Below are 17,486 nucleotides of genomic sequence, written 5' to 3'. Positions count from 1 at the left end.
TCCGCGCGCGCATCCGTCGCAGCGATTGTCGTCCCGTATGCCCGCCACCTTGCCAAAGGGCATCCGATGAAAACACTGGCCAAACTTCCCGTCACCATCGTTACCGGCTTCCTCGGTTCGGGCAAGACCACCTTGCTGCGGCACATGCTCGACAACGCCCAGGGCCGTCGCATCGCGGTGATCGTCAACGAGTTCGGCGAGCTGGGCATCGATGGCGAAATCCTCAAGCAGTGCGCCATCGGCTGCACCGAGGAAGAAGCCAACGGCCGCGTCTACGAGCTGGCCAACGGCTGCCTGTGCTGCACCGTCCAGGAAGAATTCTTCCCGGTGATGCGTGAACTGGTGGCCCGTCGCGGCGACCTCGACCACATCCTCATCGAAACCTCGGGCCTGGCCCTGCCAAAACCCCTGGTGCAAGCCTTCCAGTGGCCGGAAATCCGCAGCGCCTGCACCGTTGACGCGGTGATCACCGTGGTCGACAGCCCGGCCGTCGCCGCCGGCACCTTCGCCGCATTCCCGGACCAGGTCGACGCCCAGCGCAAACTCGACCCGAACCTGGACCACGAATCGCCGCTGCACGAACTGTTCGCCGACCAACTGGCCAGCGCCGACCTGGTGATCCTCAACAAGGCCGACCTGATCAGCCCTGAAGACCTGGCCCGTGTGCGCCTGGAAGTCGCCGAAGAACTGCCGCCCGCGGTGAAAGTCATCGAAGCCAGCAGCGGCCGCCTGCCGCTGGACGTACTGATCGGCCTCGGTGTCGGTTCCGGAAGCGCCACATCGACAGCTCGTCACAGCCATCATGATCATCACCATGAAGGCGAGGACGATCACGACCACGACGCCTTCGATTCGATCTCCATCGAACTGCCGCAAGCCGACGAAAGCCTGCTGCTGGATGCCTTGACCCAACTGGTGGTCCAGCACGGCATCCTGCGAGTCAAAGGGTTCGCCGCGATCCCGGGCAAGCCGATGCGCCTGCTGATCCAGGGCGTGGGCACGCGCTTCGACAAGCATTTCGACCGTCAGTGGGGCGCCGATGAAGTGCGCACCACGCGCCTGGTGTTGATCGGCCAGGAGCTGGACGCGACGCTGCTCGAAGCGCAATTGCGCGCCGCACTCAGCGTTTAAGCCATGCACCTGCTCAGGACCCAGCCCGGCGGTTTCGTGTCGGATGACAATATCGCCGACCTTGGACAGACCCCCGCCGAGCTGGTGATCCTGTGCAGCGGCGACTCCAGCCTGGCGCTGCTCGCCGAAGCGGCGCAGCAGTTGCCGGACGATTACCCGAGCGTGCGCCTGGCCAACCCGATGCAGGTGCAGAATCATGCCTCGGTCGACCTGTATGTCGACCAGGTCCTGCGTCACGCCAAGGTCATTCTGCTGTCCCTGCACGGTGGCATCGCCTATTGGCGTTACGGCGTCGAGCGGCTGGTGGAGTTGTCGGGGCGCGGTGTGCAGCTGATCCTGGTGCCGGGCGATGACCGTCCGGACCCGGAACTCAGCGACCTGAGCACTGTGGTCGCGCAAGACCGCGACCGACTCTGGCATTACCTGCGTCAGGGTGGCATGGCCAATGCCCTCGATCTGTTTCGCTGTCTCGCCACTCGTTGGCTGGATCGCGACTACGCCTGGGCCGAGCCGCAGACCCTTGCGCGCACCGCGATCTACCATCCACGCCAAAGCCCCGCCGCGCTGCAGGATTGGCAAGCCGACTGGCAGGCCGATCAACCGGTAGCGGCCGTGCTGTTTTACCGCTCGCATCTGCAGGCGGCGAACACCGCGTTCATCAATGTGTTCTGCCAGCGCCTGCAGGCGGCGGGGCTTAACCCGTTGCCGATTGCGGTCGCCAGTCTGAAAGAGCCCGGCTGCCTGGCCGTGGTCGAGGACCTGCTGGATGAGGTGGCTGCCGGGGTGATTCTCAACACCACCGGTTTCGCCCAGTCCAGCCCCGAAGCGCCGCAGTTGCGGCCGTTTCGCCGCAACAATTCCAGTGCATTCAGGCCATTTGCGCCCAGGACAACGAACCCGGCTGGCGCGCCAGCGAGCAGGGCCTCGGTCCGCGTGACCTGGCGATGCATATCGCGCTGCCGGAGCTGGATGGACGGATCATCAGCCGGCCGATCAGTTTCAAGGACCTGGCCTGGCGCAGCGAGCGCAGTCAGTCGGACGTGGTGTGTTATCGACCGCAACCGGAACGCATGGATTTCGTCGCCGAACTGGCGCGGCGCTGGATCGATCTGGCACGGGTGCCCAATGGCGAGAAACGCATCGCGCTGATCCTGGCCAACTACCCGACCCGCGACGGTCGCATCGGCAATGGGGTCGGCCTCGACACACCTGCCGCCGCGCTGAACATCCTGCGTGCGCTGCAGAACGAAGGTTACCCGCTACCGGCCGAACTGCCAGACAGCGGCACCGCGTTGATCCAGCAGTTGCTCGGCGGCGTCAGCAACGACCTCGACACCCTCGACCAGCGTCCTTGCCAGCAAAGCCTGGCGTTGGACGACTATCGGCGGATGTTCGACGCGCTCCCCGCTGCCAACCGCCAAGCCGTGCTGGAACGCTGGGGCGGCCCTGAAAGCGATCCGATGTTCCGCGGCGGGCGGATGATGATTGCCGGGTTGCGTTTCGGCCTGACTTTCGTCGGCATTCAACCGGCCCGGGGCTATCAGGTCGATCCGAGCGCGGTCTACCATGACCCGGACCTGGTGCCGCCGCATGGCTATCTCGCGTTCTATTTCTGGCTGCGCAACACCTATGGCGCCCACGGCGTGATACATGTCGGCAAGCACGGCAACCTTGAATGGCTGCCGGGCAAGGGCGTCGGCCTGTCGGAACAGTGCTGGCCGGATGCGCTGCTCGGGCCGCTGCCGAACATCTACCCGTTCATCGTCAACGACCCGGGCGAAGGCGCCCAGGCCAAGCGCCGTACCCAGGCGGTGATCATCGACCACCTGATGCCGCCGCTGACCCGCGCCGAAACCTACGGGCCGCTGCGCAACCTCGAGTTGCTGGCCGACGAATATTACGAAGCGCAATTGCTCGATCCCCGGCGCGCCCGGGAATTGCAGCGGGACATTCTGCAACTGGTGCGCGACAGCCACATCGACCGCGAACTGCAACTGGATGAAAAACTCGACAGCGATGCCGATGCGGCGATCTGGCTGCCGCGTCTGGACACCTACCTGTGCGACTTGAAAGAGTCGCAGATCCGCGATGGCTTGCACATTTTCGGCGAATCGCCGACCGGGCGTTTGCGTATCGATACCTTGCTGGCCCTGCTGCGAATTCCCCGTGGCGACGGGCGAGGGGCGCAATCGAGTGTGTTGCGGGCATTGGCCAAGGCCTTCGAGCTGGGGTTCGATCCGCTGGATTGTGCGCTGGCAGAACCATGGACCGGACCGCGGCCGATTGAACTGCAATCCCTCACCGATGAAGTCTGGCGCACCGCCGGTGACACACGCGAACGCCTGGAATTGTTCGCCGCTCAACTCATCTCGCAGACAGTGAATCCTCCTCAAGCCAACCCAAAACCCTGTGGGAGCGAGCTTCCACAGGGTCCCGGTTGGTCTGAAGTAAGCGCCATCATCGAACAGCTGCGCGAAGTCGTCGCGCCGCGCCTGGATGCCTGCGGCCCGGCGGAAATGCGCGGCCTGCTCGATGCCTTGAGCGGTCGTTTCGTCATGGCCGGCCCCAGCGGTGCACCCAGCCGCGGGCGCCTGGACGTGCTGCCGACCGGGCGCAACTTCTATTCGGTGGACGTGCGCAACCTGCCGACCACCACCGCGTGGCGCATCGGTTTCCAGTCGGCCAACCTGATGCTTGAACGGCACCTGCAAGACCATGGTGATCACTTGCGCCAGCTCGGCCTGTCGGTCTGGGGCACCGCGACCATGCGCACCGGCGGCGACGACATCGCCCAGGCCATGGCGCTGATGGGCGTGCGGCCGGTCTGGGCCACCGGCAGTCAGCGGGTCGACGATTTCGAGATCCTGCCGCTGAGTCTGCTCGACCGTCCGCGGGTGGACGTGACCTTGCGCGTGTCCGGCTTCTTCCGGGATGCCTTTGCCAACCTGATCGCCTGTTCGACGCCGCGTGCAAGCGGTCGCCGCCCTCGACGAGCCGGACGACCTCAACCCGTTGGCGGCCAAGGTCCGCACCGAGCGTGAAACGCTGCTGCAGTCGGGTCTGGATGAAGAGACGGCTCGGCGCCAGGCCGGTTGGCGCATCTTTGGTGCCAAGCCCGGTGCCTACGGCGCGGGCGTGCAAGGCGCGATCGACGGTCGCCTGTGGCAAAGCCGCCAGGACCTGGCCGAGGTTTACCTGAACTGGGGCGGTTACGCCTACGGCGGTTCCGACGAAGGCACCGCCGCCCGTGAACAGTTCGCCCAGCGCTTGAGCCAGGTGCAGGCGGTGCTGCAAAACCAGGACAACCGCGAGCACGACTTGCTCGATTCCAACGACTATTACCAATTCCAGGGCGGTATGCTCGCTGCCGTGGAAAGCCTCAGCGGCGCACCGGCGGCCAGTTACCACGGCGATCACAGCCAGCCGGACCTGCCGAAGATCCGCACCCTGAAGGAAGAGCTGAACCGGGTGATCCGTTCCCGGGCCGCCAACCCGAAGTGGATCGACGGCGTGAAGCGCCATGGCTATAAAGGCGCGTTCGAACTGGCGGCCACGGTCGACAATCTGTTTGCTTTCGACGCGACGACGCAGTTGATTGACGATCACCAGTACGCATTGCTGGCGGACGCTTATCTGCTGGACCCGGCGACCCGGGACTTTGTTCGCGAGCACAATCCCCATGCACTGCGCGACATGACCGAACGCCTGCTGGAAGCGCAGCAGCGGGGCATGTGGCAGGAGCCGGGTGAGTACCGCGAGGCGCTGGAGAATTTGTTGCTTGATATAGAAGAAGACAGCTAATGCGCCGCAAAACCCTGTGGGAGCAAGCTTGCTCCCACAGGGATTAAGGTGCTGCTGATGGATCACCGACCATGACTGAGTATTAAAGATGACCGACACCCCGCATTTCCCCCTCTCCGCCGTGGTCGGCGCCGACGACTTGAAACTCGCCCTCTACCTCACCGCCATCGACCCGAAAATCGGCGGAGTGCTGATCGAAGGCCCGCGCGGCATGGCCAAATCAACCTTGGCCCGAGGCCTGGCGGACCTGCTCGCCAGCGGTCAATTCGTCACCTTGCCCCTGGGGGCTACCGAAGAACGCCTGGTCGGCACCCTCGACCTCGACGCCGCGTTGAGCGAGGGTCGCGCGCAATTCTCCCCTGGCGTGCTGGCCAAGGCGGACGGCGGCGTACTGTACGTCGATGAGGTCAACCTGCTGCCCGATCACCTGGTGGACCTGTTGCTCGACGTGGCCGCCAGCGGAACCAACCTGATCGAACGCGATGGCATTTCCCATCGGCATTCGGCGAAGTTCATGCTGATCGGCACCATGAACCCGGAGGAGGGCGAACTGCGGCCGCAATTGCTCGACCGCTTTGGTTTGAACGTCGCCCTCAGCGGCCACACAGTGCCGGCCGAACGGGGTCAGATCATTCGCCGGCGACTGGATTTCGACAGCGATCCCCAGCGGTTCTGCGGCGAGTGGGAAAGCCGGCAGCAATCACTGCGTGAGCGTTGCCAGACAGCGCGCAGCACACTGGCGAGCATCCCCCTCGACGATCAAGCGCTGGCGCAGATCACCGAGCGCTGTTTTGCCGCGGGTGTCGACGGCCTGCGCGCCGACCTGGTGTGGTTGCGCGCGGCCCGTGCCCACGCTGCCTGGCGCGGTGCGACTGCCATTGCCGAGGAAGATATCGATGCGGTCGCCGAGTTCGCCCTGCGCCATCGTCGTCGCGAACAGGCGCCGCCTGCGCCACAACACCATCAACCGCAGGCAGGCCAACATTCAAATCCTGGGGAAGGCCAGGGCCAATGGGGCGAAATGCCCGCCCAGGCATTGCCGGTCGGTGCCCGCCGTGAAGTGCCGAGCTGGCCAAAAAAAGCCTTAGGCATTCGCCCTCGATCTGACGCGGGGGCGAATGCCAGGCCCCGCGCCGGACGGTTGGACCACGGCAAGCAAGGCAAGCGCCATGCGGCCCGCACCGGCTCGATCAACTGGCCCGGCACCTTGCTGGGTGGCCGCCCGCGCAAGCGCGATGACGTGCTGTTCCACCTGCGTACCCGTTCTCCCCATGAACTGTGGCTGGTGATCGTCGACGCCTCGGCCTCGACCCGTCGCATCAAGGCGTTGAGCGATGCCAAGGGCCTGCTGGCGCAACTGTTCGACGATGCCTACCGCCAGCGCGCGCGCCTGGCCTTGCTGACCGCCAGCGGCCAGGCACCGACATGGCAAGTGCAAGGGTTGAAGGCATCCGCCGGGTTGCGTACCTGGCTGGAGGGCCTCGGCGCGGGTGGCGGCACGCCGTTACTGGCCGCGCTGGGTGAGGCGGGCCGCTGGCTGGCCGCCCGCCGGAAGCGTTTTCCGGCGGAGCGACAGCGACTGTTGCTGGTGACCGATGGCCGATTGAAAGACTTCACGATGTTGCCGACCCTAGATTGTCCGGGGCTGTTGATCGACATTGAGCGAGGGCCGATCCGGCTTGGGCGGGCAAAGGTGTTGGCTGCCGGTTTGCAGGCCGAGTATCGGCATATCGACGAGCTGGTTCCAGGCTGAGTCTTGCGCTGCCTGTACCGGCCTCTTCGCGAGCAAGCTCGCTCCCACAGGGGATTTATGTACGCCGCAGCTCAACTGTGTGCGAGCTTGCTCGCGATGGCATCAACTCGGTGCTGGATAATCACGATCGACCCGCATCGCTGCCCAACAAGCAACCCCATCACAGGAGTGAACCGTGCGCGTACTAGCCGCCAACCCCGTTTTCGCTACTTCGCGAAGAAGCTGGCGCTCAAGCAGGTCCGGCCGTTGGCGGCGGATGACAGCTGGACCGATGACTACTACCTCGCGGGGAATTTGCGCAGGTTGTCGCGGCTGCGCTTTTCCGGACGCTGAATGGTCATGACTCCAGCCCCAGGGAAAAAGCCTTCGGCGCCGGAATCGGATGGCGCATCAGCGTGCCCACCACCAACGCCCCGAGCAAGGCCAGCAAACCCGCGACCCACAGCAACAGGCTGAAACCGCCGACGAACGCCTGGCGGGCCAGGGGTTCTACCAGTGAGCGTGCGGTGTCGGGCAACAGGCTCATCGCGGCGCTCATGTCGCCGGCCACCACCCGCGAGGCGATGCCTTGGGCCTGGTCGACCCATGGCGCATCCTGGGTCGACAGGCTGGTGCGCAGTAACTGCTCGGTATGGCTGGACAGCAATGCGCCGAACACACCGATGGCCAGCACGATCGCGCTGAAACGCATGGTCGTGCTCATGCCCGAAGCCATGCCGGTGCGCGCCCGTGGCACACAGGCCATGATGTTCTTTTGCGTGTCGCCGTTGAGCAGCCCGGCCCCGGCCCCGGTTACGGCAATCGCCAGGGCGAAGGGCAGGTAGCCGCCGCTGCTGACGGCCCAGGCACTGAGCAGATTACCGCTGCCGACCAGGGTCAAACCGGCGGCCATCATGGTCGCAGGCGCAAATCGACTGGCCAGGCGCACGCCGATGCGCGGGCAAATCAGCATGGTCAGGGCGAACGGCAACATCCCCAGGCCCGACGCAATGGCCGAGAAACCCAGGCCGTTTTGCAGGTAGAACGGCAGCAGGGTCATCATCACCTGAGCACAACCGGCGTAGGCAAACATGCCCAGCAGTGCGCCGATAAAGCGCGGGTGCTTGAACAATTGCAGATCGACCATCGGCCGCCGCTGCAGTCGTTCAATCACCACGAACAGCCCCAGCAACAGGGCGCCGCCGAGCAGCCGGGCGTAGGTCAGCGGGTTGCTCCAGCCGATGCGGTTGGCTTCGATCAGGCCCCAGATCAAGCACAGCAAACTTGCGCTGAAGGCCAGGCTGCCCCAAGGGTCCAGACGCGCGGATTGGGTGTCGCGAGATTCCGGCACCGCACGCCAGACCATCGCCATCAGGAACAGGCCGACTGGCAAATTGAGGTAGAAGATCCAGCGCCAGCCGATGTATTCGGTGATCAACCCGCCGACGGTCGGCGCGGCGGTCATCGCCACCCCCATGCAGGCGCCCCAGAACGCCCAGGCCTTGGCCCGTTCCACTTCATCGTGGAAGGTATGGCCGATGGAAGCCAGGGCCGAGGTCAGCAGCAAGGCGGCACCGACGCCCTTGATCGCCCGGGCGATGTCGAGGAACAACGCGCTGGGCGCCGCGCCGCAACCGATGGACGCAAGGATGAAGATGCCCAGGCCCCAGAGCAGGGTTTTCTGCCGGCCGAAGCGGTCGGCGATGCTTCCAGCGGGCAATAGCAGCGCGGCGAAGGCCAGCATGTAGGCGCTGACCACCCATTCGATGTCGGCAAAGTTCGCGCCCAGGTCCCTTGCGATCGTGGGCAGGGTGACGGCGACGATGTTGGTGTCGAGGACAATCAGCGCACAAACGCCGGAGGCCGTCAGCAGCGTCAGGCGAGGGCTGACCCGGCTCATGAGGTGATTGCCTTTTGGGCAAGGTGATTGCATCCGCGCGCGATAAGCAGTTTGACGTACATGGCAAGGGCTCTTTACTGTGATTGCCTGGCGAGCTTATCGCGACCGAATGCAGGCTTCGTTAGCCGGTTGACGGGTTTTCATTACCTTTGAGCTAATACACCGATGGACATACGGCATTTCCGTTATTTCCTGGCCGTTGCCCGGCAAGGCAACTTCACCCGCGCCGCCGAGCAACTGGGTATCGCACCGCCGACCCTGACCCGCCAGATCCAGGACATGGAAAACGAACTCGGCACGCGATTGTTCGTGCGCCAGACCCGTGAAGTCAGCCTGACCGAGGCCGGCGCCGCGCTGTTGATCGAGGCCGAGGCAACGGTGCGCCAATTCGAATACGCACAGTCCAATGCCCAGCGGGCCGGGCGCGGGGATATTGGCCATATCGAACTGGGTTACGTGGCGTCGGCGGTGTATTCGGGCTTGCTGCAGAAACAGGTGCAAGCCTTCAGCCGCGAGTGTCCCGACGTCAGCCTGAACGTAAGGGAAAGTCCCATGGCGTCATTGCCGATGATGGTGGTGGAGGGGCGTTTCGATATCGGCTATGTGCGTTCACCCATGACCTTGCCCGAAGGCCTGGAGGCCATTCGCCTGGACGCGGAAGGCTTTGTGCTGGCGCTGCCGTCCGAGTCCTGGTTATGTCGTTTGCCGGAAATCGCCCCGGAGCATTTGCAAAACGAGACGTTCATCCTGCCGGAGCAAGTCAGCGGCACCTTGCAAGTTGCCGCCGAGGGAGGGTTTGCGCCGAAGCTGGGGGCGCAGCCAGGCGGGCTGGTCGCGGTGATTGCCCTGGTGTCCCTGGGGCAAGGCGTGGCGGTGGTGCCGGAATCGGTGGTCGGGCATGTCGGTTTGCCGGGTGTGCTGTACCGGCCAATCAAGGGGTGTGAGGCGAGTTCGTGGTTGTCGTTGATTCATCGGCGCTTCGAAAAATCGGCGGCAGTGGCGAGGTATATCGAGCAGGTTAAAAACCGCTAAAAGCAAAAGCTTCGCGAGCAAGCCCGCTCCCACATTTGATCCCCATTGTTTGATAGAACGCGGACTAATGTGGGAGCGGCGGTGCGACGATTCGACTTGCTCGCGAAGGCGGCCGTCGGAACAACGAAAGTCCAGAGGTTTACAGATTTTGTAATAATTTTAGACTGTAGGAAAAGTCCCATTCACCTGTACGCTCCAAGGCCTTTTTCCTTTCAGGACTTGCATGAACACCCTCTTGGAGCCTCCCGGTTATCCTTCCTCTTCGCGCTACCTCGCGCTCTTGATGCACGCGAAACACCCGGTCTTTCGACTTCCGAACAGCTTCGACATTGCAGTCCCACGGCCTCTGAGCCGCGCCTTGCCATGCCCGGCATTCTGACAATCACCGAACAGACCGAGACTTATTTATGGAATGGATAGCCGACCCTACCGCCTGGCTGGGCTTGTTGACCCTGATCGTGCTGGAACTGGTGCTGGGCATCGACAACCTGGTGTTTATCGCGATTCTTGCCGACAAACTGCCGCCCGAGCAGCGCGACCGTGCGCGAATCATCGGCCTGTCCCTGGCCCTGTTGATGCGCCTGGGCCTGCTGGCGAGTATTTCCTGGCTGGTCACCCTGACTCAGCCGCTGTTCGAGGTGTTCGACAAGAGCTTCTCCGGCCGCGACCTGATCATGCTGTTCGGTGGCGTGTTCCTGTTGTTCAAGGCCACCATGGAATTGCACGAACGACTCGAAGGCCATGTCGGCGAGCGCTCGTCCAATACGGCTTACGCCATGTTCTGGCCGATCGTCGCGCAGATCGTGGTGCTCGATGCGGTGTTCTCCCTGGACGCGGTGATTACCGCCGTGGGCATGGTCGATGAACTGGCGGTGATGATGATTGCGGTGATCATTTCCATCGGCCTGATGATCGTTGCCAGCAAGCCGTTGACCCGCTTCGTCAATGCGCATCCGACGGTGATCATGCTCTGTCTGGGCTTCCTGATGATGATCGGCTTCGCCCTGACCGCCGAAGGCCTGGGCTTCCATATCCCCAAGGGCTACCTGTACGCAGCCATCGGTTTCTCGATCCTGATCGAGATCTTCAACCAGGTCGCCCGGGCTCGCCGCAAGCGGTCCATGCAGGGCCTGCGGCCAATGCGTGAACGCACGGCCCACGCGGTGATGCGTATGCTGGGTGGTCGCCAACTGGCGGCAGAGGAAGTCGGCGAGGACATCGCGACATGCTGGTCAACGGCGAGGTGCCTGGCGGGGAGCTGTTCGACCGTCGTGAACGAGTGATGATCAGCGGCGTGCTGCAACTGGCCGAGCGACCGATCCGTACCCTGATGACCGTGCGCGCCGACGTCGATCACATCGACCTGGCCGACGATGCCGAGACCATTCGCACGCGACTGATGCATTCGTCCTACTCGCGCCTGCCGCTGATTCGCGACGGTGTGGTGGATGAGCCGTTGGGCTTCGTGCACAAAAAGGAACTGCTCAAGGAATACCTGGCCGGCAACGAACCCGGCCTTGAGGATCTGGCGCGCAAGACCATCAACTTGCTGGACAGTTACTCGATCCTCAATGCCCTGGAGCAGATGCGCAAGGCCTCGACCCACATTGCCTTCGTGGTCAATGAATTCGGCGACTTCGTCGGCGTGCTGACCATGACCGACATTCTCGAATCGATTGCCGGCGAACTGCCCGATGCCAGCGAAATCGAAGGTCCGGATGTGGTGCAAGAGCAGGGCGGGTACGTGGTCAGCGGCGCATTGAACCTGGCGCGGGTGCGCCAGCACACCGGCTTTGCGGCAGAACCGACCGACGACTACCAGACCCTCGCAGGGTTGGTGGTAAGCGTGCTGGACCGCCTGCCGATGATCGGTGACAGCCATGAATGGGAAGGCTGGCGGTTGACGGTGATGGCGGTTGAGGAACGGCGGGTGACGCGGGTGTTGCTGGCTCCTGTCGGCGGGTAACTTAGCGCTGCCTCTGCAGGCCTCTTCGCCGGCAAGCCGGTCTCGCTCCCACATTTTGACCGTCGTGTTGGCTAACGCGATCAAAATGCGGGAGCGAGCCTGCTCGCGATTGCAATCTTTCAAGCGACGCATGTCTCAGGTTCGAGTACCAAATGTGGCCCTGATACCCGCCCTGCGTAGACATCGGTAGCGTTCCCGACCTGTGGGTTTCGTAACATCTTTTTCGCGCTTGAATACATCCTTCTGATTCCCAACGCTTTTCAAACTTCCCAACAGCGCCCGCACAACCTGTGGCACACTTTCTGCTGTCTATTCCGTTGTTACATACCATATTCCGGTATAGCGGAATAAACATCACCCTGGAGTGCTTGCCATGCATCGCCGACCTTCCTTGTTCAAAGCGTGTGTTTTTCTCTTAGCGGCTTCGGCTGCTGCCGTGGGGGTTGCCCAGGCTGCAGACAGCAAGCTCGACAGTGTGCTGGCCCGCGGGAAGTTGATCGTCGGTACGGGCAGTACCAATGCCCCGTGGCACTTCCAGGGGGCGGACGGCAAGCTGCAGGGTTTCGATATCGATATTGCGCGGATGGTCGCCAAGGGCTTGTTCAATGACCCGAGCAAGATCGAGTTCGTGGTGCAGTCGTCCGATGCGCGGATCCCCAACCTGCTGACCGACAAGGTCGACATGAGTTGCCAGTTCATCACCGTGACCGCCAGCCGGGCGCAGCAAGTGGCGTTTACCCTGCCGTACTACCGCGAAGGTGTCGGCCTGCTGTTACCCGCCAACAGCAAGTACAAGGAGATCGAAGACCTCAAGGCCGCCGGCGACGGCGTGACCGTTGCGGTGCTGCAGAACGTGTATGCCGAAGAACTGGTGCACCAGGCGCTGCCCAAGGCCAAGGTCGATCAGTACGACAGCGTGGACCTGATGTATCAGGCGGTGAACTCCGGCCGTGCCGATGCCGCGGCGACCGATCAGTCGTCGGTCAAGTACCTGATGGTGCAGAACCAGGGGCGCTATCGCAGCCCGGCCTACGCCTGGAGCCCGCAAACCTACGCCTGCGCGGTCAAGCGCGGCGATCAGGACTGGCTGAACTTCGTCAACACCGCCCTGCACGAGGCCATGACCGGCGTTGAATTCCCGACCTACGCGGCCTCGTTCAAGCAGTGGTTCGGTGTCGATCTGCCCACTCCGGTCATCGGTTTCCCCGTCGAATTCAAATGATCCCGTGAGAGTGGGGCGCCTTGGCGCGCCCCGCTCAAGGTATTGCTGACCATGAATTATCAGTTGAACTTTGCCGCCGTCTGGCGCGATTTCGACACCTTGCTGGTGGGGCTCGGCCTGGGCCTGCAGCTGGCGCTGGTGTCGATTGCCATCGGCTGCGTGATCGGCCTGCTGATGGCGTTTGCCTTGCTGTCCAGGCATCGCGCGTTGCGGGTGCTGGCGTCGGTGTATGTGACGGTGATCCGCAATACGCCGATCCTGGTGTTGATTCTGTTGATCTACTTCGCCTTGCCGAGCCTGGGCATTCGCCTGGACAAGATCCCGTCGTTCATTATTACCCTTTCGCTGTATGCCGGGGCGTACTTGACCGAAGTGTTCCGCGGCGGGCTGTTGAGCATTCCCAAGGGGCAGCGTGAAGCCGGGTTGGCGATCGGGCTCGGTGAGTGGCAGGTCAAAGCCTATGTCACGGTGCCGGTGATGTTGCGCAATGTGCTGCCGGCACTGTCGAACAACTTCATTTCGCTGTTCAAGGACACCTCGCTGGCGGCGGCGATTGCCGTGCCGGAGCTGACCTATTACGCGCGCAAGATCAATGTCGAGAGCTACCGGGTGATCGAGACCTGGCTGGTGACCACAGCGCTCTATGTGGCGGCCTGTTACCTCATTGCCATGATGCTGCGTTACCTCGAGCAACGTCTGGCGATTCGCCGATAGGAGGCTCCCATGTACGAATCCCCCAGTTGGTTGCATGAGTTGTGGGTGGCGCGGGAAGTGCTGTGGCAGGGCTTTCTGACCAGTGTGCAGGTGTCGGCCCTGGCGATTCTGCTGGGCACGATGGTCGGCATCGTTGCCGGTCTGGTGCTGACCTACGGCAAGTTCTGGATGCGCGCGCCGTTTCGGTTTTACGTCGACGTCATTCGCGGCACGCCGGTGTTTGTGCTGGTGCTGGCCTGCTTCTACATGGCGCCGGCGCTGGGTTGGCAGATCAGTGCATTCCAGGCGGGTGCGTTGGGGCTGACGCTGTTTTGCGGCTCGCACGTGGCCGAGATCGTGCGCGGTGCCTTGCAAGCGCTGCCCGGTGGCCAGATGGAAGCGAGCAAAGCCATCGGCCTGACGTTCTTTCAATCCCTCGGTTATGTGCTGCTGCCGCAGGCACTGCGGCAGATCTTGCCGACCTGGGTCAACTCGTCCACCGAGATCGTCAAGGCTTCGACGCTGTTGTCGGTGATCGGCGTGGCCGAGTTGCTGCTCAGCACACAGCAGATCATTGCCCGGACGTTCATGACCCTGGAGTTTTACCTGTTCGCCGGTTTGCTGTTTTTCGTCATCAACTACGCCATCGAATTACTCGGCCGGCACATTGAAAAGCGGGTGGCCTTGCCATGATACAAGCTCAAGCTTCGACACAGAATCAAGCGCTGCTGGACATCCGCGGCCTGCACAAACAGTACGGCCAACTCGAAGTGCTCAAGGGCGTCGACCTGACGATGCAGCGCGGTAACGTCGTGACGCTGATCGGCTCCAGCGGCTCGGGCAAGACCACGCTGCTGCGCTGCGTGAACATGCTCGAAGAGTTCCAGGGCGGGCAGATCCTGCTCGACGGCGCATCCATCGGTTATGACGAGGTCAACGGCAAGCGCGTGCGCCATCCGGAGAAAGTCATCGCCCGCCATCGGGCCATGACCGGCATGGCGTTCCAGCAGTTCAACCTGTTCCCGCACCTCACGGCGTTGCAGAACGTCACCCTCGGGTTGCTCAAGGTCAAGAAGCTGCACAAGGACGAGGCGGTGGCCCTGGCGGAAAAATGGCTGGAGCGGGTCGGGCTGCTGGACCGCCGTGACCACTACCCCGGTCAGTTGTCCGGCGGCCAGCAACAGCGTGTGGCGATTGCCCGGGCGATTGCGATGAACCCGAGCCTGATGCTGTTCGACGAAGTCACCTCGGCCCTTGACCCGGAACTGGTGGGCGAAGTGCTGAACGTGATCAAGGGCCTGGCCGAAGACGGCATGACCATGTTGCTGGTGACCCATGAAATGCGCTTCGCCTTCGAGGTCTCGGACAAGATCGTGTTCATGAATCAGGGGCGGATCGAAGAGCAGGGGCCGCCCAAGGAACTGTTCGAGCGCCCGCAATCGCCGCGACTGGCGGAATTTCTCAAGAACACGCGGTTTTAAACACTCATTTTCAATCAGGAGAAACACTCATGAGCATTACTCGTTACGGCACCGGTAGCACGGCCGCTGGCGGTCAGCCTCGCCCTTTCGCCCGCGCCGTTGAAGCCGATGGCTGGCTGCACGTTTCCGGGCAGGTGCCTGCGGTGGACGGCGAGGTCATTACTGGCGGCATCGTCGAGCAGACGCACCAGACCATGAAGAACCTGATCGCGATTCTCGAAGAAGCCGGTTATGGCTTGGAAGATGTGGTGCGTGCAGGCGTGTGGCTTGAGGATTCGCGGGATTTCACGAGTTTCAACAAGGTCTTCTCTGAATACTTCAAACCGGAACACGCCCCGGCTCGTGCCTGTGTGCAGGCGAGCATGATGGTGGATTGCAAGGTCGAGATCGACTGCATCGCCTACAAGAAAAAGGCCTGAGATCCGCGAAGACGGCCTCACGGTCGCCGCTGCACTCTGGTTAAACTCCCGGCCACATTGAATGGGAACCTGAAGACATGACCGAAGACACCATCAAGCGCCGGGCGCGCGGTCTGGACCGGGCGTTCGATATCCTCGATTTCCTCAAGGAGATCGGCCAGCCCCTGCGCCCGAATGAAATCGCCAGTGGCATCGGCAGTCCGAAATCCACGGTCTACGAACTGGTCGCATCGCTGCTCGAGCGGCGCATTCTCGAGCCCGTGGGCAAGGACGGGCACGTCTACCTCGGGCGTCAGCTGTACTTCCTCGGGCAGGCGCATTTGCGGCATTTCGACCTGACCCGCGAGGCCGATCACGCCTTGCAGGAGATCGTCAGCCAGACCCGTGAAACCGCGCAGATGTGCCTGCTCAACGGGCGCAAATACACGGTGGCGCTGATGAAGGAGGGCGAGCGGCATTTCCGCATTTCCTCGGACATCGGCGAAAACGCGCCGATCCCCTGGACCGCTTCGGGGCGCCTGCTGCTGGCGCACCTGAGCGATCAGGCCATCGTCGACCTGATCGACCCTGACGACTTCGTCCTGCCCAACGGCGAGCGCTTGCCGCTGGAACAGTTTCTCAAGGAAATCCGCCAGGCCGGCATCGATGGATTCTTCTCCTTCGACAGCGTCGCCGACACCTTTACCCATTGCTTCGCCGCTCCGGTCAAAGACCCCGGCGGCGTGGCCATCGCGACCCTGTGCATCGTCGCCCCCCCGGGCCGATGCCAGGAACAACTACAACGACTATCGCCGGGTGCTGATCGACAGCGCCAACAGCCTGGCCCGTCGCATCAACGAATAACCGTGGCTGCTCGCGGCCGCGAATGTGAGGAGTTCGACCATGTATTCTGCCAAACATACTGCCGCCGTGGAAAAGGGCTTCGCCCACACGGGTGCCAACCTGGTGCGCGACGTCAGCCTGCCGGCGCTGGTGCTGCATCGCGAGGCGCTGGAACACAACATTCGCTGGATGCAGGCATTTGTCAGCAACAGCGGCGCGGAACTGGCGCCCCACGGTAAAACCAGCATGACGCCGGCGCTGTTCCGCCGCCAACTCGACGCCGGTGCCTGGGGCATTACCCTGGCCAGCGCCACCCAGACCCGTGCGGCTTACGCCCATGGGGTGCATCGGGTGTTGATGGCCAACCAGCTGGTCGGCACGCCGAACATGGCGCTGATCGCCGATCTGCTGGCAGACCCGGCGTTCGATTTTTATTGCATGGTCGATCACCCGGACAACGTCGCTGATCTGGGCGCGTATTTCGCCTCCCGCGGCGTGCGCCTGAATGTGATGATCGAGTACGGGGTGGTCGGTGGTCGTTGTGGTTGCCGCAGCGAAGGGGAAGTCCTCGCGCTGGCCACGGCCATTGCCGCGCAGCCGGCCCTGGCGCTGACCGGGATCGAGGGTTACGAAGGGGTGATTCACGGTGATCATGCAGTGACTGGCATCCGCGAGTTCGCCGCCTCTCTGGTACGCCTGGCGGTGCAGCTGCAGGACAGCGGCGCCTTCGCCGTCGCCAAGCCGATCATCACCGCCTCGGGTTCGGCCTGGTACGACTTGATCGCCGAATCCTTCGAAGCCCAGAACGCCGGTGGACGTTTCCTCAGCGTGCTGCGTCCCGGCAGCTATGTGGCTCACGACCACGGCATCTATAAAGAGCTCAGTGCTGCGTACTCGACCGTCGCAGCGACCTGCACGAAGGCCTGCGCCCGGCGCTGGAAGTCTGGGCGCATGTGCAGTCGTTGCCGGAGCCGGGGTTTGCGGTGATCGCCCTGGGCAAGCGCGACGTGGCCTATGACGCCGGCCTGCCGGTGCCGTTGCTGCGCTACAAGGCGGGTGCGGTGCCGGCGACGGGTGAAGATGTCAGCGCCTGCAAGGTGACGGCGGTCATGGACCAACATGCCTTCATGACGGTGGCGCCGGGGGTCGAGTTGCGAGTGGGGGATATCATTTCCTTTGGGACTTCCCATCCGTGCCTGACGTTCGACAAGTGGCGTATCGGGTGCCTGGTGGATGAGCAACTGAATGTCATCGAGACCATGGAAACCTGTTTCTAAGGCTTGAGAC

Annotated in this window: 9 protein-coding genes and 5 pseudogenes; 13 read left to right on the top strand and 1 reads right to left on the bottom strand. The window is 63.0% G+C overall.

The window, feature by feature from the left end; all coding sequences use genetic code 11:
* Positions 1–66: 66 nt before the first annotated feature.
* The 4 genes and pseudogenes from cobW to BZ163_RS34935 all read left to right on the top strand — a co-directional run bounded on the left by cobW (position 67) and on the right by BZ163_RS34935 (position 7,018).
* Positions 67–1,131, top strand: coding sequence for a cobalamin biosynthesis protein CobW (gene cobW / locus BZ163_RS22990; protein WP_128872721.1), 1,065 nt, complete (start codon positions 67–69; stop codon positions 1,129–1,131).
* Positions 1,132–1,134: 3 nt separating this feature from the next.
* Positions 1,135–4,932, top strand: a pseudogene (gene cobN / locus BZ163_RS22985) (cobaltochelatase subunit CobN).
* A gap of 88 nt (positions 4,933–5,020) precedes the next feature.
* Positions 5,021–5,882, top strand: a pseudogene (locus tag BZ163_RS35895) (ATP-binding protein); the annotation flags it as partial.
* Positions 5,883–6,853: 971 nt separating this feature from the next.
* Positions 6,854–7,018 (top strand): hypothetical protein, encoded by a 165-nt coding sequence (locus tag BZ163_RS34935; protein ID WP_168187396.1) that lies wholly within the window; start codon positions 6,854–6,856, stop codon positions 7,016–7,018.
* A 4-nt stretch (positions 7,019–7,022) separates the two neighbouring features.
* Here BZ163_RS34935 and BZ163_RS22975 read toward each other — a convergent pair whose 3' ends face one another.
* Positions 7,023–8,564 (bottom strand): MFS transporter, encoded by a 1,542-nt coding sequence (locus tag BZ163_RS22975; RefSeq protein ID WP_128872719.1) that lies wholly within the window; start codon positions 8,562–8,564, stop codon positions 7,023–7,025.
* Between the two features lie 165 nt (positions 8,565–8,729).
* Between BZ163_RS22975 and BZ163_RS22970 the strand changes: the two genes are divergently transcribed.
* The 9 genes and pseudogenes from BZ163_RS22970 to BZ163_RS22930 all read left to right on the top strand — a co-directional run bounded on the left by BZ163_RS22970 (position 8,730) and on the right by BZ163_RS22930 (position 17,476).
* A complete protein-coding gene (locus BZ163_RS22970) occupies positions 8,730–9,596 on the top strand; it encodes a LysR family transcriptional regulator (RefSeq protein WP_128872718.1) in 867 nt (288 codons plus the stop codon).
* A gap of 407 nt (positions 9,597–10,003) precedes the next feature.
* A pseudogene (locus tag BZ163_RS22965) lies at positions 10,004–11,562 on the top strand (transporter associated domain-containing protein).
* 373 nt (positions 11,563–11,935) lie between these two features.
* Positions 11,936–12,784, top strand: a complete 849-nt coding sequence (locus BZ163_RS22960; RefSeq protein ID WP_128872717.1) for a transporter substrate-binding domain-containing protein — start codon at positions 11,936–11,938, stop codon at positions 12,782–12,784.
* Positions 12,785–12,835: 51 nt separating this feature from the next.
* Positions 12,836–13,498 (top strand): amino acid ABC transporter permease, encoded by a 663-nt coding sequence (locus BZ163_RS22955; RefSeq protein WP_128872716.1) that lies wholly within the window; start codon positions 12,836–12,838, stop codon positions 13,496–13,498.
* Positions 13,499–13,507: 9 nt separating this feature from the next.
* On the top strand, positions 13,508–14,170 hold the full coding sequence (locus BZ163_RS22950) for an amino acid ABC transporter permease (RefSeq protein WP_128872715.1): 663 nt from the start codon (positions 13,508–13,510) through the stop codon (positions 14,168–14,170).
* On the top strand, positions 14,167–14,958 hold the full coding sequence (locus tag BZ163_RS22945; protein WP_128872714.1) for an amino acid ABC transporter ATP-binding protein: 792 nt from the start codon (positions 14,167–14,169) through the stop codon (positions 14,956–14,958). Before BZ163_RS22950 ends, BZ163_RS22945 begins: the two co-directional genes overlap by 4 nt.
* 29 nt (positions 14,959–14,987) lie before the next feature.
* Positions 14,988–15,377 carry a RidA family protein gene (locus tag BZ163_RS22940; RefSeq protein ID WP_128872713.1) on the top strand — a complete coding sequence of 130 codons (390 nt, stop codon included), beginning with the start codon at positions 14,988–14,990 and terminating at the stop codon, positions 15,375–15,377.
* 77 nt (positions 15,378–15,454) lie between these two features.
* A pseudogene (locus tag BZ163_RS22935) lies at positions 15,455–16,220 on the top strand (IclR family transcriptional regulator).
* Between the two features lie 39 nt (positions 16,221–16,259).
* Positions 16,260–17,476: pseudogene (locus BZ163_RS22930) on the top strand (amino acid deaminase).
* Positions 17,477–17,486 lie beyond the last annotated feature (10 nt).

It is taken from the genome of Pseudomonas sp. VI4.1 (assembly GCF_002029345.1).
Taxonomy (GTDB): Bacteria; Pseudomonadota; Gammaproteobacteria; order Pseudomonadales; family Pseudomonadaceae; genus Aquipseudomonas.
Note: the sequence above shows the minus strand (reverse complement) of the source record. Positions and strands in the feature narration are given on the sequence as shown.